The 19838-nt window shown below is 44.8% G+C and carries 19 protein-coding genes; 14 read left to right on the top strand and 5 right to left on the bottom strand.

Annotated elements, in window-relative coordinates; all coding sequences use genetic code 11:
• Positions 1–353: 353 nt before the first annotated feature.
• From ACTJIX_RS00670 to ychF, 7 genes are all read left to right on the top strand, one after another.
• Positions 354–1556: an SfnB family sulfur acquisition oxidoreductase gene (locus ACTJIX_RS00670; RefSeq protein WP_262478633.1), complete on the top strand. Its 1203-nt coding sequence runs from the start codon at positions 354–356 to the stop codon at positions 1554–1556.
• Positions 1557–1567: 11 nt separating this feature from the next.
• Positions 1568–2791, top strand: a complete 1224-nt coding sequence (locus tag ACTJIX_RS00665; protein WP_262478634.1) for an SfnB family sulfur acquisition oxidoreductase — start codon at positions 1568–1570, stop codon at positions 2789–2791.
• Between the two features lie 11 nt (positions 2792–2802).
• Positions 2803–4215, top strand: a complete 1413-nt coding sequence (locus tag ACTJIX_RS00660; protein ID WP_262478646.1) for an LLM class flavin-dependent oxidoreductase — start codon at positions 2803–2805, stop codon at positions 4213–4215.
• Positions 4216–4234: 19 nt separating this feature from the next.
• Positions 4235–5065 carry a MetQ/NlpA family ABC transporter substrate-binding protein gene (locus tag ACTJIX_RS00655; RefSeq protein ID WP_005222622.1) on the top strand — a complete coding sequence of 277 codons (831 nt, stop codon included), beginning with the start codon at positions 4235–4237 and terminating at the stop codon, positions 5063–5065.
• A 10-nt stretch (positions 5066–5075) separates the two neighbouring features.
• Positions 5076–6146: a methionine ABC transporter ATP-binding protein gene (locus tag ACTJIX_RS00650; protein ID WP_262478647.1), complete on the top strand. Its 1071-nt coding sequence runs from the start codon at positions 5076–5078 to the stop codon at positions 6144–6146.
• Positions 6127–6786, top strand: coding sequence for a methionine ABC transporter permease (locus ACTJIX_RS00645; protein ID WP_262478635.1), 660 nt, complete (start codon positions 6127–6129; stop codon positions 6784–6786). The genes ACTJIX_RS00650 and ACTJIX_RS00645 overlap by 20 nt, the downstream gene beginning before the upstream one ends.
• A gap of 112 nt (positions 6787–6898) precedes the next feature.
• Positions 6899–7990, top strand: coding sequence for a redox-regulated ATPase YchF (gene ychF / locus ACTJIX_RS00640; protein WP_005222625.1), 1092 nt, complete (start codon positions 6899–6901; stop codon positions 7988–7990).
• Positions 7991–8047: 57 nt separating this feature from the next.
• Here the strand turns inward: ychF and ACTJIX_RS00635 are convergent, their stop codons facing one another.
• Complete coding sequence (locus ACTJIX_RS00635) at positions 8048–8593, bottom strand: Mpo1 family 2-hydroxy fatty acid dioxygenase (RefSeq protein WP_163165655.1); 546 nt, start codon at positions 8591–8593, stop codon at positions 8048–8050.
• 102 nt (positions 8594–8695) lie between these two features.
• On the opposite strand from ACTJIX_RS00635, the gene ACTJIX_RS00630 reads away from it, so the two are divergent.
• Positions 8696–9391 (top strand): Crp/Fnr family transcriptional regulator, encoded by a 696-nt coding sequence (locus ACTJIX_RS00630; protein WP_004892645.1) that lies wholly within the window; start codon positions 8696–8698, stop codon positions 9389–9391.
• 68 nt (positions 9392–9459) lie between these two features.
• Here ACTJIX_RS00630 and ACTJIX_RS00625 read toward each other — a convergent pair whose 3' ends face one another.
• Positions 9460–9945, bottom strand: a complete 486-nt coding sequence (locus ACTJIX_RS00625; protein ID WP_004892643.1) for a hypothetical protein — start codon at positions 9943–9945, stop codon at positions 9460–9462.
• Between the two features lie 105 nt (positions 9946–10050).
• Between ACTJIX_RS00625 and ACTJIX_RS00620 the strand changes: the two genes are divergently transcribed.
• The 5 genes from ACTJIX_RS00620 to dapC all read left to right on the top strand — a co-directional run bounded on the left by ACTJIX_RS00620 (position 10051) and on the right by dapC (position 16756).
• Positions 10051–10803, top strand: a complete 753-nt coding sequence (locus tag ACTJIX_RS00620) for an AzlC family ABC transporter permease (RefSeq protein ID WP_262478636.1) — start codon at positions 10051–10053, stop codon at positions 10801–10803.
• Positions 10800–11147 (top strand): L-valine transporter subunit YgaH, encoded by a 348-nt coding sequence (gene ygaH / locus ACTJIX_RS00615; protein ID WP_005222633.1) that lies wholly within the window; start codon positions 10800–10802, stop codon positions 11145–11147. Before ACTJIX_RS00620 ends, ygaH begins: the two co-directional genes overlap by 4 nt.
• 507 nt (positions 11148–11654) lie before the next feature.
• The gene (gene purT, locus ACTJIX_RS00610) at positions 11655–12869 is read left to right on the top strand and encodes a formate-dependent phosphoribosylglycinamide formyltransferase (RefSeq protein WP_262478637.1); all 1215 of its coding nucleotides are present in this window, start codon (positions 11655–11657) and stop codon (positions 12867–12869) included.
• 27 nt (positions 12870–12896) lie between these two features.
• Positions 12897–15569 (top strand): [protein-PII] uridylyltransferase, encoded by a 2673-nt coding sequence (gene glnD / locus ACTJIX_RS00605; RefSeq protein WP_004815450.1) that lies wholly within the window; start codon positions 12897–12899, stop codon positions 15567–15569.
• 17 nt (positions 15570–15586) lie between these two features.
• Positions 15587–16756 (top strand): succinyldiaminopimelate transaminase, encoded by a 1170-nt coding sequence (dapC, locus tag ACTJIX_RS00600; protein ID WP_004815447.1) that lies wholly within the window; start codon positions 15587–15589, stop codon positions 16754–16756.
• A 30-nt stretch (positions 16757–16786) separates the two neighbouring features.
• Here dapC and ACTJIX_RS00595 read toward each other — a convergent pair whose 3' ends face one another.
• Genes ACTJIX_RS00595 through msrB form a run of 3 tightly spaced genes read right to left on the bottom strand, consistent with a single transcriptional unit; the run spans position 16787 to position 18172 of the window.
• A complete protein-coding gene (locus ACTJIX_RS00595) occupies positions 16787–17239 on the bottom strand; it encodes an energy transducer TonB family protein (protein WP_262478638.1) in 453 nt (150 codons plus the stop codon).
• Between the two features lie 40 nt (positions 17240–17279).
• Positions 17280–17756: a glutathione peroxidase gene (locus ACTJIX_RS00590; RefSeq protein WP_004815442.1), complete on the bottom strand. Its 477-nt coding sequence runs from the start codon at positions 17754–17756 to the stop codon at positions 17280–17282.
• On the bottom strand, positions 17753–18172 hold the full coding sequence (gene msrB / locus ACTJIX_RS00585; RefSeq protein WP_262478639.1) for a peptide-methionine (R)-S-oxide reductase MsrB: 420 nt from the start codon (positions 18170–18172) through the stop codon (positions 17753–17755). Before msrB ends, ACTJIX_RS00590 begins: the two co-directional genes overlap by 4 nt.
• A 229-nt stretch (positions 18173–18401) precedes the next feature.
• On the opposite strand from msrB, the gene ACTJIX_RS00580 reads away from it, so the two are divergent.
• Complete coding sequence (locus ACTJIX_RS00580) at positions 18402–19832, top strand: pyridoxal phosphate-dependent aminotransferase (protein ID WP_071320667.1); 1431 nt, start codon at positions 18402–18404, stop codon at positions 19830–19832.
• The last annotated feature ends 6 nt before the right edge of the window (positions 19833–19838 follow it).

Below are 19838 nucleotides of genomic sequence, written 5' to 3'. Positions count from 1 at the left end.
TTCTAAAAACTCCCCTCATCCTAACCTTCTCCCAGAGGGAGAAGGAACTTTCAATATCCATTTAAATATAAATATAACGATCATTTTTTGACTTATGAAAGATATCTAATGTTTATTTTTATACAATTTTTTGTCTTGTTTATATTTAAAGCCGATATGTCTTTTTAAAAGCCATACTTATAGGTTAAAAAAAATTAAATCCTTTTGTTTTTTAACTATTTACTATATTCAAAATTGATAAAAACCTAGCAGTTTTTGTCCTAAATAGGTTTTTTCATAAGCTTTGCGAAAGCAATTACTTAATCTCATAAAGCTTAGCCTGTAACGTTTTGATATCGATTTAGGATGTCATTATGTCTCGTTTAACTTTTGAAAAAGTTCATATTATTGAAAATGATCATGACGCGATTAATGCTGCCTACCATGTTGCAGACTTTGCTCTGGAAGGCCGAAATCAGCGTGATCAGCAACGTGTACTTCCTCTTGCTGAAATTGACCTGTTCAGCCAAAGGGGTCTGGGCGGTATACGTATTCCAAAACAGTACGGCGGTGCCTTCGTTTCCAATAAAACCCTGGCGCATGTATTCCGTATTGTGAATAAAGCTGATTCGAGTGTCGGGCAAATCCCTCAGAACCAGATCGCATTACTCAACATGATCCAGATCATGGGTACAGAACAACAAAAACAGTTTCTTTATAGTGAAATTTTAAAGGGTAAACGTCTGGCCAATGGCGGTCCGGAACGTCATACCAAAGATACTAAAACTCTGGCGACCACGCTTACAATCGAAAATGGTCGCTATTTTATCGATGGCGAAAAATTCTATTCAACTGGTAGCAGCTTCGCGCACTGGCTGGCAATTAAAGCGATTCATCCTGAAGGGCATGTGGTGCTCACTATTGTCGACCGGACTGCTGACGGTGTTGAAGTGATTGATAACTGGAATGGTTTTGGTCAACGCACCACCTCCAGTGGCACGGTCAGACTGCAGCATGTCGAAGTTGATCCGCTGCTGATTTTTGATGAACGCCTGCTTTCCAACCAACCGAATTACCGCGGTGCTTATTCACAATTACTACAAGTGGCAATTGATGTCGGCATTGCCGAAGCGGCTTTTTCCGATACGCTGACGGCCATACATAAGGCTCGTCCGGTTGTGGATGCACAAGTCGAAAAAGCCAGCTTTGAGCATTACACCCTGCAGGAAGTGGGTAAGTCATCTGTGTTATTAGATGCCGCGATTTTACTGCTGGATGAAGCTGCTGAATATCTGGATGAACTGGATCAGCTGGAATCTGTGACTGATGAGCAGGCAGCCAAAGCCTCAATTTTAGTGGCTGAAGCCAAGATCTATGCCAATGATGCAGCCTTAAATATTTCGGAAAAGTTACTGGAATTGGGCGGCAGCCGCTCCAGCCTGAGTCAGCACAATCTGGATCAGCATTGGCGTAATGCACGTGTGCATACCCTGCATGACCCGATCCGCTGGAAGCTGCATGCACTCGGGGATCATTACCTGAATCATAAACTCCCTGCCCGCCACGCCTGGATTTAGGGAGATTTGCCATGACTTCATTTCAAAACATTATTCCATTTCAATCCGAGCAGCTGGCGCAAGCTCATATCATCCAGTCTGATAAGGAAGCCTTAGAAATTGCCCGTAATCTGGCAGAGCAATTCAAGGCGGGTGCCGTACAGCGTGATGCCGAACGTATTCTTCCTTTTGAAGAAATCGAGGCTTATAGCCTGTCCGGGCTCTGGGCGATTACCGTACCGAAACAATATGGTGGTGCAGAAGTGTCTAGCTATACGGTGGCACAAGTCATTGCCCTAATGAGCGGTGTGGATGGATCAATCGGTCAGATTCCGCAAAACCATTTCTATGGTCTGGAAATCCTGCGCAATAACGGCACGGAGGAACAAAAACAGAAACTCTATGCCGAAGTCTTAAAAGGTGCCCGTTTTGGTAATGCCCTAGCTGAATTCAAGACCAAGACTGCTGCACAGCGCCAAACTGCGATTCGCAAAACCGAGCAAGGTTATGTCATTAACGGCGAAAAATTCTATTGCACCGGCAGCCTGTTTGCGCACCGCATTCCGACACTGGTCGTGCATGAAAGCGAACAGCAATTCCTGGCCTTTGTCCCACGTGACAGTGAAGGTCTCACCTTGATTGATGACTGGAGCGGTTTTGGCCAGCGTACCACTGGCAGCGGCACGGTGAAATTCGACAACGTGCAGGTGCTTGAGGAAGATGTGGTACGTTTTGATACGGCCTATTCCCGCCCAACCATTTCCGGTCCTTTCGCACAATTGCTACATGCCTCCATTGAAACCGGCATTGCCCGTGCTGCATTTGAGGAAACCTTGGACCGTGTACGTCAGGCGCGTCCGTGGATTGATTCTGGTGTGGACAAGGCCACCGATGATCCGCTGACCAAACTTGAACTGGGCCGTGTGGTCGCTGATGTGCGTGCTTCTGAAGTGTTACTCAAACAGGCCGCACGTTCTGTTGATGCCGCCAAGGTTGCTCCGACTGAGGTCAGTGTTGCCAAAGCCTCTCTAGATATAGCCAAAGTGCGTGCACACAGTTCTGAAACCGCATTAAAAGCATCATCGAAGCTGATTGAACTGGCTGGCAGCCGTGGCAGCCAGCGTGAAGATGGTCTGGACCGCTTCTGGCGCAATGCCCGTGTGCATACCCTGCATGATGCTTCACGCTGGAAATATTATTTCATTGCCAATTATTTGCTGAATGGTGTTCTGCCTCCACGCCGGGGGACATTGTAATGACAAATATTATGAACAGCTCGAAAGCGAAGGAAATCCTACTCAATGCCTTTGATATGAACTGCGTAGGTCATATCAATCATGGCCTGTGGACTCATCCATGGGATGAATCGTATCGCTTTAATGAGCTGAGCTACTGGACCGATCTGGCAAAAACGTTAGAACAAGGATTGTTTGATGGCCTGTTTATGGCCGACATCACCGGGGTCTATGATGTCTATCAAAATGGCATTGATCTGACTCTAAGAGAATCGATTCAATTACCGAGTCATGATCCAAGCACCCTCGTGTCTGCCATGGCAGCCGTGACCCAGCATCTTGGTTTTGGCGTTACAGTCAATCTCAGCTATGAATCGCCTTATCAATTCGCCCGTCGCTTCGCCAGTCTGGATCATCTGACCCATGGCCGTATCGGCTGGAATATTGTCACTGGTTATCTGGACAGTGCCCAGCGCCTGATTGGTGAAAATGGTCTGAAAGACCATGATCTACGCTATGAGCAGGCCGAAGAATTTTTGCAGCTGTGCTACAAGTTCTGGGAAGGCTCCTGGGAAGATGATGCTGTGCTGAAAGACAAACAGCAGCGGATCTTTACCGATCCGGCCAAAGTGCATCAGGTTAATCATCAAGGTCAGTTCTACCGCAGTCAGGGCGTATTTCAGGTTTCTCCTTCTGTTCAACGTACTCCGGTATTGTTCCAGGCTGGTGCTTCACCGCGTGGTATGGCCTTTGCCACCCAGCATGCGGAAGGCATGTTTATTGGTGGTGATCATCCGGACAGAATCAAGAAACAGGTCCATCAGATCCGTCGCCAGGCCACTGAACAAGGACGTGATCCTGAAGCGATCAAAATTTTTGTTGGTATCACTGTGGTAACCGCAGAAACGGATGAAATGGCGCAGCAAAAGCTGGAAGAATATCGTTTTTATGCCAGCCCTGAAGCTGGCCTTGCACATTTCTCCAGTTCAGTCGGAATTGACCTGTCCACATTTGCCGATGATGAGCCAATTCCTTACCAGCAAACCAACAGCATTGCTTCAGTCAATAACAAGTTTAAAGAACAACAGCTTACACCAACTGATCTGAAAGCACAGCATGTACTGGGTGGGCGTTATCCACTGATCGTGGGCAGTGGTGCAACGGTGGCAGAAAAACTGATTCAGCTGGTCGATGAAACCGGGATAGATGGCTTCAACCTGACCCGTACGGTGGCTCCAGAATCGCATCTGGATTTTATCCATTTTGTTATTCCTGAATTACAGCAGCGCGGACGCTATAAGACTGAATATAAACAAGGCAGTTTCAGACACAAGCTATTCCAGCAAGGAGATCGCTTATCCAGCGCTCATCCAGTGCAGCAATTTCGATGTCAAAGCTCCGCCTCAACAGCGAACATAAACCTAAAGCAAAAACAATCAGCATAAATTTATTTTGAGGTGCAACATGGCACAAACCGCTAAAACAAAATTCACCATTATTGGGGTGATTATTGCCGTCGTCATTATCGGGCTGATGGTGTGGAACCAACAAAAAAAATCTGGTTCGGATGAACTGGTTATTGGTATCAGTCCGTCTTTTGCCAAACCTTTACAGGTGGCAGCAGAAGAAGCCAAACAGCAAGGTATCAATGTCAAACTGGTCGAATTCTCGGACTGGAATACGCCAAATATCACCCTGAATCATGGCGATATTGATGCCAATTTCTTCCAGCATCAGCCGTTTTTGGATAATGCCAAGAAAGAAACCGACTTTAAGATCAAAGCCTTTGCTAAAGGTGCAGCCACTCATGTTGGCCTTTATTCCAAGAAAATTAAAAGCTTTGATGAACTAAATGATGGCGCGAAAGTGGTCATTCCCAATGATCCTGTAAACCAGGGTCGTGCCCTACTGTTATTGCAACAGGCCAAACTGGTAACACTCAAAAATCCAAATAATCATTTATCTAGCCTGAAAGATCTTGCAGCAAATCCGAAGAATCTGCAGTTTGTTGAAGTTGAAGGTCCACAAACTGCACGTGCCATTGATGATGTCGATCTGGCATTTGGTTATCCGCATTACCTGCGACTGGCAAAAACAGCTGATCCTGAAAAAGCACTGTTATTTGACTCTAATAAGGACAACCGCTATGCAATTCTGTTTGCAGTACGTGAGGACTATCAGGACAAGAATGACAAGCTGAAGAAATTTGTCGACATCTATCAGAATTCACCTCGCGTAAAGGAAGCTCTTGATGCTGACTTTGGTGCGAAGCTCTGGTTCCCAGGCTGGAAATAAGGAAAATACTATGGTGAGTTTTGGTTCTCAGGTAGCGTTTTCCGTCCCACATATCAAAATCCGCAACCTGAATAAATATTATGAAGTTCAAGGCAAATCAGTTCATGCATTGAAAAACATTAACTTGGATATTCCTGAAAGCAAGATTTTCGGAATTATCGGCAAAAGTGGCGCGGGAAAATCCTCGCTACTACGTACCTTGAATGGTCTGGAACAGATCAGTGAAGGTCATATCCATATCCATCAACAAGATCTGGCTGGACTCTCACACGCTGAACTGATTCAACTGCGCCAGCGTATTGGCATGATCTTCCAGCATTTTAATTTGATGTCTGCCAAAACCGTCTGGGAAAATGTCGCTCTGCCGCTCAAAGTTGCAAACTATAAAAAGTCAGACATCGATGCACGCGTCAATGAAGTACTGCAACTGGTCGGTTTAAGCGAAAAGGCGCAGAGCTATCCTTCTCAACTCTCTGGTGGACAAAAACAGCGTGTCGGTATTGCCCGCGCGTTGGTGCATCATCCGGAAATTTTACTCTGTGATGAAGCCACTTCTGCACTAGATCCAGAAAGTACCTCAGTGGTGCTGTCTTTACTGAAAGAAATCAACCAGAAACTTGGCATTACCATTGTGCTGATTACGCATGAAATGCAGGTGATCCGTGAAATCTGCGATCAGGTAGTAGTGATTGATAAGGGTGAAATTGTCGAAGCGGGTGAAGTCTGGTCAGTATTTTCCAATCCTCAGCAGCAGATTACTCAGGAACTGCTGAATCTGGAACAACTGGAATTCCCATTTGCCATTAGTCCTGAAGTAACCGCGGATACCACGCATAGCATTGTCAAACTGCGCTATGCCTCCAGTGTTCAGCATTCACCAGATTTAAAGGTAATTTTTGAGCAGTTTGATCATCCGGTTCACCTCTATCAGAGTCATGTCGACAGTATCCAGAACCATCTGGTCGGCAGTCTGATTGTCGCGGTGGCTGACCTGAATCTGGATACCAACCTGCTCCAGCAAAAACTCAAACAACACATTGCACAAATTGAGGTGATTGGCTATGCACGACCAACTCATTGATTTATTACTGACGGGAACTACCGATACCTTAATCATGGTAGGCGTTTCTGCCATCGTTGCTTTTCTGATTGGGTTACCAATGGCGGTGGTTTTGGTCAGTACCTCGGAGCATGGCATTTATCCATCCAAACCAATTAATCAGGCTTTAGGCTGGATTGTAAATATCACCCGTTCTGTGCCTTTCCTGATTCTGATGGTCGCGCTGATTCCAATTACCCGCTGGATTGTCGGCACCAGTTATGGGGTCTGGGCCGCAGTTGTGCCTTTAACCTTGGCAGCTACCCCTTTCTTTGCGCGGATTGCTGAAGTCAGTTTACGTGAAGTGGATCAGGGACTGATTGAAGCTGCACAGGCGATTGGCTGTAACCGCAAGCAGATTATCTGGCATGTGCTGTTACCTGAAGCACTTCCCGGTATTGTGGCTGGCTTTACCGTGACCTTAGTCACTATGATCAATTCATCAGCCATTGCTGGTGCGATTGGTGCCGGTGGTTTAGGTGATATTGCATACCGTTATGGTTATCAGCGTTTTGATATGCAGATCATGCTGGCCGTGATTGTAGTACTGATTATTCTGGTGATGCTGGTTCAGGCCACTGGTGACACCCTGTCCAATCAGCTCGACAAACGCAAAATTTAAAAACCTCTCTTTTCATAAGTTTTCAACAAAGCCCTCAGCCATGACCTGACTTTGTCATGGCTTTCATGTAAAATCACTGGCAATTTTTATATAACGCTTTGTGAGTTATTTCATGGGTTTTAATTGTGGTATTGTAGGCCTGCCTAACGTTGGTAAATCTACGCTTTTCAATGCATTAACCAAAGCTGCAATTGCTGCAGAAAACTTCCCATTCTGTACCATTGAACCAAACACCGGTATCGTGCCTGTGCCAGATCCACGCCTGGACAAACTTGCTGAAATCGTAAAACCACAACGCGTGATCCCGACAACTATGGAATTCGTGGACATCGCGGGCCTTGTCGCTGGTGCATCTAAAGGTGAAGGTCTGGGTAACCAGTTCCTGGCAAACATCCGTGAAACAGATGCAATTGCTCACGTGGTGCGTTGTTTCGAAGATGAAAACGTGATTCATGTGAACGGTAAAATCGACCCGCTTGATGACATCGCAACAATTAATACCGAGCTTGCATTGGCTGACCTGGAAACTGTGACTAAAGCTGTGACCCGTTTAGCGAAATCTGCAAAAGGTGGCGATAAAGAAGCGATCGCGACTAAAGCAGTTCTAGATAAGATTCTGCCTCTTTTAGATGAAGGCAAACCTGCTCGTGCTGCAACCTTAGATGATGACGAACGTAAACTGGTACGTGGTTTTGGTCTGTTAACGCTTAAACCAACCATGTATATCGCCAACGTGGCTGAAGATGGTTTTGAAAATAACCCGCATTTAGATGCTGTACGTGAACTGGCTGCTGCTGAAAATGCAATCGTGGTTCCACTTTGTAACCAGATCGAAGCAGAAATTTCATTACTTGAAGATGAAGACCGTGCTGAATTCCTGGAAGCTATGGGCATGGAAGAACCAGGTCTGAACGTAGTAATTCGCGCAGGTTATTCACTGCTTGGTCTACAAACTTACTTTACTGCTGGCGTACAGGAAGTTCGTGCCTGGACAGTAAAAGTGGGTGCGACTGCCCCTCAAGCTGCGGGTGTAATCCACACTGACTTCGAAAAAGGCTTTATCCGTGCTGAATGTATTGCTTACGATGACTTCGTACAGTACAACGGCGAAGCTGGCGCCAAAGAAGCAGGTAAATGGCGTCTGGAAGGTAAAACTTATATCGTTCAGGACGGCGATGTTCTGCACTTCCGCTTCAACGTATAAGTTGAAGATAAAAATGCCTCGATAATTCGGGGCATTTTTTATGTATTTTAAAAAGGATTAATCAGCTGCTATTTCCGCATATGAGGTGTCTTGTTCCATTAGCAAGCGTTGCTTACGTGCTTCAAGTAACATTTTTGCTTCTAGTTCCTTGCGAAAGCCGAACAGGAAAATTAATTCCGCAAGAACAAATAAAGGTCCGATCGCCAGGCCAATCAGATCATCCATAAATGCCGGTTTTTTCTTTTCGTAGAAATGACCTACAAACTGGAATGCCCATCCAATGGCAAAAATTCCAACGCTGGTACTCAGCCAGGTTCCAGTATCCCACTGTGCCACATTATAGGCATAAGGATAAACAAACATAAAAATGAAGGCCATGATCAATGCAAAAAATACATCAATAGTTAAATAATAAAGAATTGAAACAATGAGAAGTCCCAAGGCGAGAGTCACCTCAAAGCCGGACATCATCAGTGATACACGTGCAGTAAGACAAATAATGGAAAAAACAATTAATGGGACCCCAATAAAATGTGTCATGACATTCTTACGGTCTAAATGATAAGCTGCATACTGGCTTAATAGTCGTTCTACTCTGGTCATATTATTCTTCCTTGACTGGCCATAGAATTTGACTATAGCGCAACAATAAAAGATAAGTTGTCAGCTGGACGACAACTCATAAAACTTGGAGCAATAAAGCGAGTGGAAGAAAAACATCTTGTTGAATTAGAAAAAAATTCCTGGTTCTCAAAATTACCTTCTCATTTCCAGAACGTCCTGCTGAAACATGCAGTTACCTTATCCGTCGATAAAGACCAGACCGTATTTTATTCAGGTGATGTGTTTGATGGAATTTATGCTGTGTTAGAAGGTGCAATTGGTTTAGGGTCTATCAATATTGAGGGTAAAGAGGCAGTTTCTGCAATTGTGGAACCCATTGTCTGGTTTGGTGAAATATCATTGGTAGATGAACAGCCGCGTTCTCATCACGCCATCGCCTGCAAGAAATCCCTGCTCTTGCATATTCCCGCGCAATTTATTTATAAACTGGTGGCTGAACACCCTGCATTCTGGTTTCACATCTCCCAGCTCATGAGCCAGAAATTACGTTATGTGTTTCTGGAATTATTTTCTATTCAGACCCAAACCATGCAACAACGCCTAGCGCAGCGTTTACTGTTTATTTTGCAAGGCTATGGCAATCACCTGGTCATTAAAAACCGTACCATTCAGTTGTCGCAGGAACAATTGTCACAAATGCTGATGTGTTCCCGCCAGACTATTAATCAGGAACTGCAACAGCTGGAAAAAATGAATATCCTGAAAATTGCCTTTAAACAGATTGAAATTCTGGATGTGCAACGACTACATCAATTGACTGGCGTCCCGCTCCACTGATTCCGAACCAAGAAAATCAAAAAGGCTGAGCATATGACTCAGCCTTTTTGATACGAATAAAATATCGATCAGCTTGCGACACCCACCTGTTTCGGATCAGTATTGCCCAGTTGTGGATGAGCAATTGCACTTTCACACTGTTTTTTGTCACGTTCATAATCGGCTTGCTTCTGTGCCAGACTATTCCCATCTTCAAGTGTGGTACGTGCCCAGATTTCCAGACTGGTTAAAGCCTTACGACATAATGCATATTTTCCTTCAGTCACGGAATCAGTCATTTTCACATTAATGCGCCAATCCGTGCTCAACTTGCGTGCAGGCTGACGAACGCGTTTTTCAATCTGATCAATCTGCTTGTTGTAGACCAGCGGATCTACTTCATTCATAAATGTCCAAGCTTCATGGGCATAAGTGGTCGCATCATTGCTCAGTTTCGGGGCTGGCTTAATTTCCGGTGCTTGATTGCCTGAACCCTCATTTCCGCATGCCTGTAACAACAATGCTGTGCTGACTAAAGCAACACTCAATATATAACGTGTCTTGAACATGAACATTATCAGGCTCGCCATCTTAAACAATTCGGCACTATGCTATTAAATTCACGTACAATACTCAATTACCATTTGACCCCTTGTTCAACTCTCCCTCCAAGGTGTGCTGTGTCCGAACTGAATCAACACGCTGTAAAACCTGCCAGTTTTTGGCAAGGTGCCAAAGACAGCCAGGCGATTATTTTTACCTATTTGCCCGTTTCTTTTGCCTTTGGGGTTTCTGCGACCCAATTTGGCTTTACCGCATGGGAAGCATTATTCCTGTCCTGCTCCATGTATGCAGGTGCCAGTCAATTCCTGGTTGTTGCACTCTTAGGGAGTGGCACCTCCATTTGGATGACTGCATTAACCGTGATTGCTCTGGATATCCGTCATCTACTTTATGGCCCTGCGCTACAGAATTTGATTCAGGATCGGCTCAATTTGAAAAAAACCGCAGTCTGGGCTTGGGGACTCACCGATGAGGTATTTGCCTCTGGCATGATCAAACTGTCGCAACGGCGTCAGGAATGGTCTGAATCGTGGATGCTGGGGTTGAGTTTATTCAGCTGGCTGTCCTGGGCAACAGGTTCTTTTCTGGGTGGCTTATTTGCAGATCAGGTCAGCAACTTACCGCAATTTTTACAGGCTGCTTTAGACTTTCTGTTACCTGCGCTATTCCTAAGCTTCCTGCTAGCAGCCTTTGAGAAGAAACATACTTTTGTTGTCGCTGTGACTATTGTTGTTTCTGCTATTGCCTGCTACATAATCGACCTGTCTGCTGCAATCTTTATCGGCATCAGTTCCGGTATTCTGGCAGGCCTGTTCAAGCACTATGTACTCAAACGTCCCGATCCTGAGCATATGGGAGAAGAACTATGAATTTAGAAATTATTCTGGTTGGTATTCTGGTCGGAATTGCCAATTTCGCTTCCCGTTTCGGACCTTTTTTTGTGATTCAGAAATCGCAGCAAGGTTCACAAAAGCGTGGTGCGCTGTGGTTGAAAATTGCCTTAGGTGCGATTGGAATTTCTGCAATTAGCTCAATGTTGGTCGTGGCGACACTACCGCCTTTGCTGGAAACTCCCGATAAAAGTGTGGCGATGCTGGCCGGTTTTATTGTATTAACAGTGCTGTATTTCAAGTTTAAACGCATTGTGATGGCCACTTTGACGGCTGCCCTCACCTATGGCCTGATTTATACTTACCTGCCGATTCATTTTTAAAGATTAAATCAATGAATATAAGAGGCTTATGCTACGTTCCGGTATAAGCTTCTTTTAATGATAATAAGAAAATTGGCATGCTTGAGCCAAAACAGATTATTAAAGGAAGATCTTTATTCATCAGCGCTGGGGTGAAGCATTACAATATTCTCGAAACTGTTTCCCTGCCGGATTTCGAATGCTTTACTCAGTCTTTTCTATTGGCTTGGTTCTTCCCTTTGCTGCTCCCTATCTTTATTAGCAACCCAATCAAACCATGAAACCCCTACCTTAGCTGGAATTAAGTCCGGGGGGTAGATTCTGAAAATGAAAAAACTGAATCCGCAAAATCATATTTATTATTTAGATCCTCAAATTGATCCGGTGAAAGTATCCTTCTGATTTCTTAATCTAAATTTTGCGAACTTTATAAATAAAATTGTTGGTCAATATCACAATTTTATATGAAACTTGGCTTATCTCCGCAGAGAGTTCTGCTATGCTAAAAGCCCATAAAATCAAGCATGGATGATTTACATGAGCGTGACGATTGGTACCCCATTACAGGCTTCTGCCTTCAAGGTCTTATTACTGGGTTCAGGCGAACTGGGCAAGGAAGTGGTAATTTCCCTGCAACGGTTAGGTGTCGAGGTTCACGCTGCTGATCGCTATGACCATGCACCTGCCATGCAAGTTGCCCATCAGTCGCATACCTTGAATATGGCTGATCCAGCAGAACTCAGACAGCTGATTGATCAGGTGAAACCAAATCTGATTGTCCCGGAAATTGAAGCGATTGCCACCCAGGTGCTGGTTGAAATTGAAGAGCAGAATATCGCAACGGTAATTCCATCCGCGAAAGCAGTGAATCTGACCATGAACCGTGAAGGCATCCGTCGTCTGGCTGCTGAAGAACTGGGCCTGCCAACATCTGCTTACCGTTTTGCCGATACTTTGGAATCTTTCCGTGCCGCTTGTGATGATATTGGTTATCCAAACTTTGTGAAGCCTGTGATGTCCTCTTCAGGCAAAGGTCAGTCTCGTGTCAAAAGCTTCGATGAAGTTGATCCTGCTTGGGAATATGCGCAAACGGGTGGTCGTGTAAATCAAGGTACCGTCATTGTTGAGTCACAGATTGATTTTGATTTTGAAATCACCCTGCTCACTGTTCGTGCCAAAAATCCGAAAACAGGTGAAATCGAAACCTCTTATTGCGACCCGATTGGTCACCGTCAGGATTCTGGGGACTATGTTGAAAGCTGGCAACCTCAGCCAATGACACCTGCTGCATTGGAAGAAGCCAAGCGAATTGCCAATAAAGTAACCGTTGCGCTCGGTGGTTGCGGTATTTTTGGGGTAGAACTCTTTGTCAAAGGCGACAAAGTATGGTTTAGTGAAGTGTCACCACGTCCACACGACACCGGCTTAGTCACTTTAGCTTCCCAGTTCCAAAGTGAATTTGAGTTGCATGCGCGTGCAATCCTGGGCCTTCCGGTAAATACCACTCGTCATAGCGTTGCAGCCAGTGCTGTGATTTACGCTGGTGTAGATGATCAGAATCTTTCTTATTCTGGTCTGGATCTTGCTTTAGCAGAGGGTAACACAGACTTGCGCCTGTTTGGCAAGCCTGAAGGCTTCAAACGACGTCGTATGGGTGTAGCAACTGCACGTGCTGAAACAACAGATCAGGCACGTGAACTTGCGCAACAGGTGGCTCAACAAGTCAGTGTCAACCAAAACTAAGCTGAAAAACGAAACGGACGACTGTTCATGATCAATACCCTGCCATTGCTGAATTACACCAAAAGTAACCATGACATTAAAGCTATTAACGAATGGCGCAGTGATGTCGAACACCAGCTGCAGGAATGTTTTGAAAATGGTGAGTCGATCCGTGACATTATTCTGACCCGATCAAATCTGATTGATGAAGCGCTACAGTTCCTGTGGAAGCATGCTGAACTCGATCAGACTGATCTGGGTCTATTTGCTGTCGGTGGCTACGGCCGCCGCGAAATGCTACCCTATTCTGATGTCGATATCATGATCCTGTCAGAAGATGAAATTACGTCTGAACAGGAACAGCTGATTTCGACCTTTATTTCATCCTTATGGGATGTCGGCAATTTCAAGCCAGGTATTAGCGTCCGCACCATTAGTGAATGTGTCAATCAGGCCAGCAGTGACCTGACTGTAGCCACGACCCTGATTGAGTCCCGTCTGATTACCGGTAATGAAAGCCTGGCCAAATGGCCACGTCGTATCGTGTCTCAATCCTGGACCGACAAGACCTTTTTTGATGCCAAAATGGAAGAGCAGCATAAACGCTATGCTCAACACAACAATACCGAAAGTAATCTCGAGCCGGACATTAAAAATGCCCCGGGAGGTATTCGTGATATTAACCAGATCGGCTGGATTGCCAAACGTCATTTCCGCGTAAACCGTATTTATGATCTGGTACATCTTGGTTTTATTTCAGAATTTGAACTGGCCGTTTTAGAAGAAGCCGAAAGCTTCCTCTGGGAAATCCGTCATCATCTGCATCGCATCACCAAACGCGATGAAAACCGCCTGTTATTCGACTATCAGCGTGATATCGCCGCGAAGTTCGGCTATGTACGTGAAGAAGGCCAGCCGCAGAACTATCCGATTGAACAGTTTATGAAGCGCTATTACCGCAATGCCCAGCAGGTATCGACGCTGAATGAAATGCTGTTGGCTTATTTTAATGAATCGGTAATTACTCCGCGTCTGCCAAACTATGAGCGTAACATCGAAGAAATTAACCAGAACTTTAAACTGGTTGATGGCAAACTTGCGGTACAGCACCATAAAACTTTCTCGGAAAATCCAAGCGCGATTCTGGAAATCTTTTATCTTCTGGCAAACCGTCCGGAGATTGAAGGCATCCGTGCCCGTACCTTGCGTCTATTAACGCTCGCAGCAAAACGGATTGATCAGGATTATCGCAATAATCCCGTTCATCAAGCGCTGTTCATGGCGATTATCCGTTCACCACATCGTTTATATGAAACCTTGGTAGCAATGAAACGCTACGGCGTATTGGGGAATTATATTCCGGCCTTTGGCCAGATTATGGGGCTGATGCAGTATGACCTGTTCCATATCTATACTGTAGATGCGCATACCCTATTGCTATTACGTAACCTGAACCGCTTTAAGGAACCGGAATTCGCCAAAGAATTCCCAGTAGTCAGTTCAGTGTTCCAGCGTCTGGCCCGTCGTGACATCGTCTATCTGGCTGCCCTGTTCCATGACATTGCCAAAGGTCGTGGTGGTGACCATAGCGAACTCGGTGCCACTGATGCGATTGCATTTTGCCGCACGCATGGCTTTACCGAGCGTGAATGCAATCTGGTTGCATGGCTGATTCAGAATCACCTCATCATGTCAGTGACTTCACAGAAAAAAGATATTTCTGATCCGGATGTGGTCCGTGAATTCGCAGAACAAATGGGTGATATGGAGCACCTGGACTATCTGTATACCCTGACCGTTGCCGACATTAATGCCACCAATCCCAAACTGTGGAATACCTGGCGTGCATCTTTAATGCGTCAGCTATATACGCATGCGCGCGATGTGATCCGTTCTGGTCTGGGTCGTCCGGTGGACTATCAGATGCTGATTGAAGACACCAAGTTTGCTGCCAGCGAACTACTGGTACAGGACTTCTCTTTATATGATGTGGAAACCATCTGGCAGGAACTCGGTGATGACTACTTCCTGAAAGAATCGCCAGATGAAATCGCCTGGCATACTCGTGCCATTTTACAGCATGGTGATAATTCTGAACCGCTGGTGCTGATGCGTCCGCATCGTAAATATGCGCAAGATGCAGTGCAAATCTTTATTTATACGCAAGATAAACCAAATCTGTTTGCCACCACAGTGGCCGTTCTGGACCGCATGGACCTGGATGTACAGGATGCGCGGATTATCACGGCGACCAAGGCGTTCAGTCTGGACACTTATGTCGTGCTTGACCGTTTCGGTACACTCCTCACCGATCCGGAACGCGAGCTGAAAGTGATTGATGCACTTAAAGATGCTTTAAGCCACTCCGATAAATATCCAGGCCTGATGCAGCGCCGTATTCCACGTCAGCTTCGTCATTTTGATATTGAAAATACGGTAGATATCAGCCTGAACCCTGTTTTGAACCAGAATATGGTGGAAATTGCCACGCTCGACCAACCGGGTCTACTTGCCAAAGTAGGCGGATTATTTATGATGCGTGGTCTGGATATCCATTCTGCTAAAATTGCCACACTTGGCGAACGTGCCGAAGACATTTTCTTTGTCACCAAAAAAGATGGCATGCCGTTGAACCCTGAAGAATCTTCTGAATTTGCCTCTGCGTTAAAAGCAGCGCTGGATGAAGCCTCTAATCAGGTCAACAGTCAACACTCACATTAAAACGCGGTAACTCATTCATGAACTCTAGCTTGTCTTTATTGCATCCTTATCCATTTGAAAAGTTGAATAAACTTTTTGCGGATATTAAGCCTGCGAATATGCCACTCATTCCCCTATCGATTGGTGAACCAAAGCATCCAGCTCCTGAGTTCGTGAAACAGGCCATTATTGATAATTTTCAGCATCTTTCAACTTATCCAAACTCGAAAGGTTTACCTGAACTGCGTACCAGTATCGCCAACTGGCTGACTCGCCGTTTTAAACTGAACAGCATTAGTGCAGACAGCAATATCTTGCCAGTATCGGGTACCCGTGAAGCAATCTTCTCTTTTGTACAGGCACTGATTAATCGTGAAGATGCACCTTATGTAGTGATGCCAAATCCTTTTTATCAGATTTATGAAGGTGCAACGCTACTTGCAGGTGCAAAACCGTACTTCATTAACTGCACTGAGGAAAATAATTATCTTGGTGATTTTGATACAGTCCCTGCTGAAGTCTGGAAAAGAACCGCACTTCTATTTGTCTGTACACCGGGTAACCCGACAGGTGCAGTCCTGTCTAAAGAACAGTTTAAAAAGCTAATTGCACTTTCTGATCAATATGATTTTGTGATTGCTTCAGATGAATGCTACTCAGAGCTATGGTTTGATGAAGCACCGGTTGGCTTACTGGAAGTCTGTGCAGAAATCGGTCGTGATGACTACAAAAACTGCGTAGTATTCCATTCGCTCTCTAAACGCTCGAATCTTCCAGGCATGCGTTCAGGCTTTGTTGCGGGTGATGCGGATTTGCTTAAACCTTATCTGCAATATCGTACTTACCACGGTGCAGCGATGCCGGTTCAACATCAGCTGGCTTCAATTGCTGCCTGGGATGATGAAGCACATGTTGAAGAAAACCGCGTACAGTACCGTGCCAAGTTTGATCTGTTCCAGAAAGAGCTTGGTCACTTGTTGCCACTGAAAAAACCGGATGCGGGTTTCTACTACTGGTTGAAAGTAGACAATGATGAAGAATTTGCCAAACGCTTAATGGAACAGGCACATATCAAAGTACTTCCTGGCCGCTACCTGTCTCGTGATACTGAGCAAGGCAATCCAGGTGAAAACCATGTACGTCTGGCATTGGTGGCTGATCTGGCACAATGTGAACAGGTCATTGAGCGCTTAAAAGCCATTCTTTAACCTAAAATTTTAATAAAAAATCCACTATATTTATAGTGGATTTTTTATTTCAATCTTATATTCCAGAATATACACCAGATTGTGGTCTACACCCTTAATCGGCTCCAGCTTGGCAGCCAGTACCGCTTCTTTAACTTTAGCATCGACAACTCTCAAGCCAGAACTCTGAATGATCTCAACGTCGGTAATCCGCCCTGTATTGGCGATGACCGTCATTTGCACGATTACTGTCTTGGCACGTTGCAGTTCTGCATCATTAAATCTCAGATACGGTGCTTTTAGCCAGCTGACTTCATAGCCCTGCTTCGCCAGCAAATGTGGCGGAACAGCATTTTTGACAGTAGGCGGCTGATACGCTGGAACAGGCTGCTTCAGCCTTTTTAGTAATTGCCGGGTTTTTTCATCCTGTGCATAAGCAGGAGCTAAAAACAGCTCGATACATGCGCTAAATAGCAGGCTCTGAACGAGGATTCTGAATGGCATGGCAATGACTTGAAGAGAGTAAAGGCGGCCAATAACCGCCTTACAGCGCTTTTTCGATCTCAGCTTCCAGGTCTTCCGGCTTGGTGGTTGGCGCAAAACGGTTCAGCACCTTGCCATCACGCCCAATCAGGAACTTGGTAAAGTTCCATTTAATACCATTACCCAGAATCCCTTTAGAATTATTGGTCAGATAACGGAAAATTGCATGTGCTTCAGGACCTTTGACATCGATCTTGGAGAACATCGGAAATGTCACCCCATAGTTCTTCTGGCAATATGCACCAATTTGCTCATTACTGCCCGGATCCTGTCCGCCAAACTGGTTACAGGGAAAGCCTAAAACTTCCAGGCCACGATCTTTATATTTCTCGTAAAGTTTTTCCAGGCCGGCGAACTGCGGTGTGAAACCGCACTTACTTGCGGTATTCACAATTAACAGTACCTTTCCTTCATAGTCTGCAAATTGTTTGGTTTTTCCATCTAACAATTCAGCTTCAAACTGATATATGCTGGTCATGGATAAGTTTCCTCATCATTCTTTTCTTGTGTTTTTAATTCTAATGAAGCGGAGTTCACACAATAACGTAAGCCAGTTGGCTGAGGTCCATCAGTGAAAACATGCCCTAAATGTGCATCACAATGATGGCAAACAATTTCTGTTCTGACCATACCATGAGATGTGTCTAAATGCTCTTCAATTGCAGAGCCGTTGATCACCTTATAGAAGCTTGGCCAGCCACAGCCACTGTCATATTTGGTTTCTGAGGTAAATAAAGGTTCACCACAACAACGGCATACATAAGTACCATCTTGTTTCGTATTCCAGTATTTACCGGTAAATGCTGGCTCCGTCCCTTTTTGACGTGTAATACGGAACTCTTCAGGTGATAACTCTCTTTGCCATTCTCTGTCTGATTTACTGAGTTTTCCCATGATGACGGTCCTTTCTATCTTGCTATTTTAAATAGGATAATTCTATATTTACGTGATTCATTTTAAAAATTCTAGTGTTTGTTTAACATTTTACAAAAGACATATAATTCCCAAAAAAGCAAAAAGTAAGCAAATAAACAAAATAAAAGTAAGCATTTTTTTCATTAAATGCTTTTTTGTAAGCAATTTTAGTGGTAGGCTTGGTACTAAATTTGCTCAGGATTAAATAATGTCGCAAAAAAAAAGCGTAATTTTTAAAAATCTATTGCCGGTGATTAAACAATATCAACAGCTTGGATTTACGCATGAAAAGATTGTTGCATTACTCCGAGATGAGCACGATCTCGATCTAGTCACCACTGAGACATTTAAAAGCTATTTATATCGTTATGCAAAAGTGACCTCCACTCTTTCAGAGAACATCAAAATGCCGAACACTTTCCAAAAATCTCGCGAAATCAAAAAATCGTCTAAACTCGAGCATGTATGCTATGACATTCGCGGACCAGTGTTACGAGCGGCCAACGAGATGGAGGAAGCCGGACATAAGATCATCAAGCTGAATATCGGCAACCCTGCTCCATTTGGTTTTGAAGCACCACAAGAGATTATCAATGATGTGGCACTCAACCTGCCAAATGCGATTGGATATACCGACTCAAAAGGTATTTTCCCGGCACGTAAGGCGATCTGTCAGTACTACCAGCAAAAAGGTATTCTGGATATGCACGTCAATGATGTGTATGTGGGTAACGGCGTGTCCGAGCTGATTGTAATGGCAATGCAAGGCTTGCTGGATGACGGCGATGAAATGCTGATTCCAATGCCTGATTATCCGTTGTGGACTGCGGCAGTGAACCTGTCTGGTGGTACTGCGATTCACTATAAATGTGATGAAGAAAATTACTGGTATCCAGACATCGCAGATATGGAAAGCAAGATCACACCGAATACCCGCGGTATCGTGATCATTAACCCGAATAACCCGACGGGCTCAGTTTATCCACGTCACGTATTACAGCAAATCGTGGATCTGGCGAAAAAGCACGACCTGATTTTGTTTGCTGACGAAATTTATGACAAGATCGTTTATGACGGTATTGAGCATGTTGCCGTTGCATCACTTGCCGGTGATCAGCTATGTATCTCTTTCAATGGCCTGTCTAAAGCTTACCGTATTGCAGGTTACCGTTCTGGCTGGATGGCTATTACGGGTGATAAGTCTCGTGCAGCAGATTACATCGAAGGCTTGGATATGCTGGCATCGATGCGCCTTTGTGCCAACCATCAGGCTCAATATGCAATCCAGACTGCTCTCGGGGGTTACCAATCAATTAATGACCTGATCCGCCCAGGTGGTCGCCTGTATGAGCAGCGCAATATTGCCTGGGAAATGCTCAATGAAATTCCTGGTGTCACTTGTGTGAAACCAGAAGGTGCAATGTACTGCTTCCCGCGTTTAGATCCGGAAATTTACCCGATTGAAGATGATGAAAAACTGATGCTGGATCTGCTGCGTGCCGAGAAAGTATTGCTGGTTCAAGGTACAGGCTTTAACTGGCCAACTCCGGATCATTTCCGTGTGGTATTTCTGCCAGCAGAAAATGAACTGCGTGAAGCCATTAATCGTTTGAGCCGTTTCCTAGCAAAAATTCGTTAATAGCAC

It is taken from the genome of Acinetobacter sp. 22323 (genome assembly GCF_052044895.1).
Lineage (GTDB): Bacteria > Pseudomonadota > Gammaproteobacteria > Pseudomonadales > Moraxellaceae > Acinetobacter > Acinetobacter schindleri.
Note: the sequence above shows the minus strand (reverse complement) of the source record. Positions and strands in the feature narration are given on the sequence as shown.

What these genes read in the sequence shown, in the direction of transcription:
- ACTJIX_RS00670 (WP_262478633.1), top strand. Translation starts at nt 354, where the DNA reads ATGTCTCGTTTAACTTTTGAAAAAGTTCATATTATTGAAAATGATCAT.
- ACTJIX_RS00665 (WP_262478634.1), top strand. Translation starts at nt 1,568, where the DNA reads ATGACTTCATTTCAAAACATTATTCCATTTCAATCCGAGCAGCTGGCG.
- ACTJIX_RS00660 (WP_262478646.1), top strand. Translation starts at nt 2,803, where the DNA reads ATGAACAGCTCGAAAGCGAAGGAAATCCTACTCAATGCCTTTGATATG.
- ACTJIX_RS00655 (WP_005222622.1), top strand. Translation starts at nt 4,235, where the DNA reads ATGGCACAAACCGCTAAAACAAAATTCACCATTATTGGGGTGATTATT.
- ACTJIX_RS00650 (WP_262478647.1), top strand. Translation starts at nt 5,076, where the DNA reads ATGGTGAGTTTTGGTTCTCAGGTAGCGTTTTCCGTCCCACATATCAAA.
- ACTJIX_RS00645 (WP_262478635.1), top strand. Translation starts at nt 6,127, where the DNA reads ATGCACGACCAACTCATTGATTTATTACTGACGGGAACTACCGATACC.
- ychF (WP_005222625.1), top strand. Translation starts at nt 6,899, where the DNA reads ATGGGTTTTAATTGTGGTATTGTAGGCCTGCCTAACGTTGGTAAATCT.
- ACTJIX_RS00635 (WP_163165655.1), bottom strand. Translation starts at nt 8,593, where the DNA reads ATGACCAGAGTAGAACGACTATTAAGCCAGTATGCAGCTTATCATTTA.
- ACTJIX_RS00625 (WP_004892643.1), bottom strand. Translation starts at nt 9,945, where the DNA reads ATGTTCATGTTCAAGACACGTTATATATTGAGTGTTGCTTTAGTCAGC.
- ygaH (WP_005222633.1), top strand. Translation starts at nt 10,800, where the DNA reads ATGAATTTAGAAATTATTCTGGTTGGTATTCTGGTCGGAATTGCCAAT.
- purT (WP_262478637.1), top strand. Translation starts at nt 11,655, where the DNA reads ATGATTTACATGAGCGTGACGATTGGTACCCCATTACAGGCTTCTGCC.
- glnD (WP_004815450.1), top strand. Translation starts at nt 12,897, where the DNA reads ATGATCAATACCCTGCCATTGCTGAATTACACCAAAAGTAACCATGAC.
- dapC (WP_004815447.1), top strand. Translation starts at nt 15,587, where the DNA reads ATGAACTCTAGCTTGTCTTTATTGCATCCTTATCCATTTGAAAAGTTG.
- ACTJIX_RS00595 (WP_262478638.1), bottom strand. Translation starts at nt 17,239, where the DNA reads ATGCCATTCAGAATCCTCGTTCAGAGCCTGCTATTTAGCGCATGTATC.
- ACTJIX_RS00590 (WP_004815442.1), bottom strand. Translation starts at nt 17,756, where the DNA reads ATGACCAGCATATATCAGTTTGAAGCTGAATTGTTAGATGGAAAAACC.
- msrB (WP_262478639.1), bottom strand. Translation starts at nt 18,172, where the DNA reads ATGGGAAAACTCAGTAAATCAGACAGAGAATGGCAAAGAGAGTTATCA.
- ACTJIX_RS00580 (WP_071320667.1), top strand. Translation starts at nt 18,402, where the DNA reads ATGTCGCAAAAAAAAAGCGTAATTTTTAAAAATCTATTGCCGGTGATT.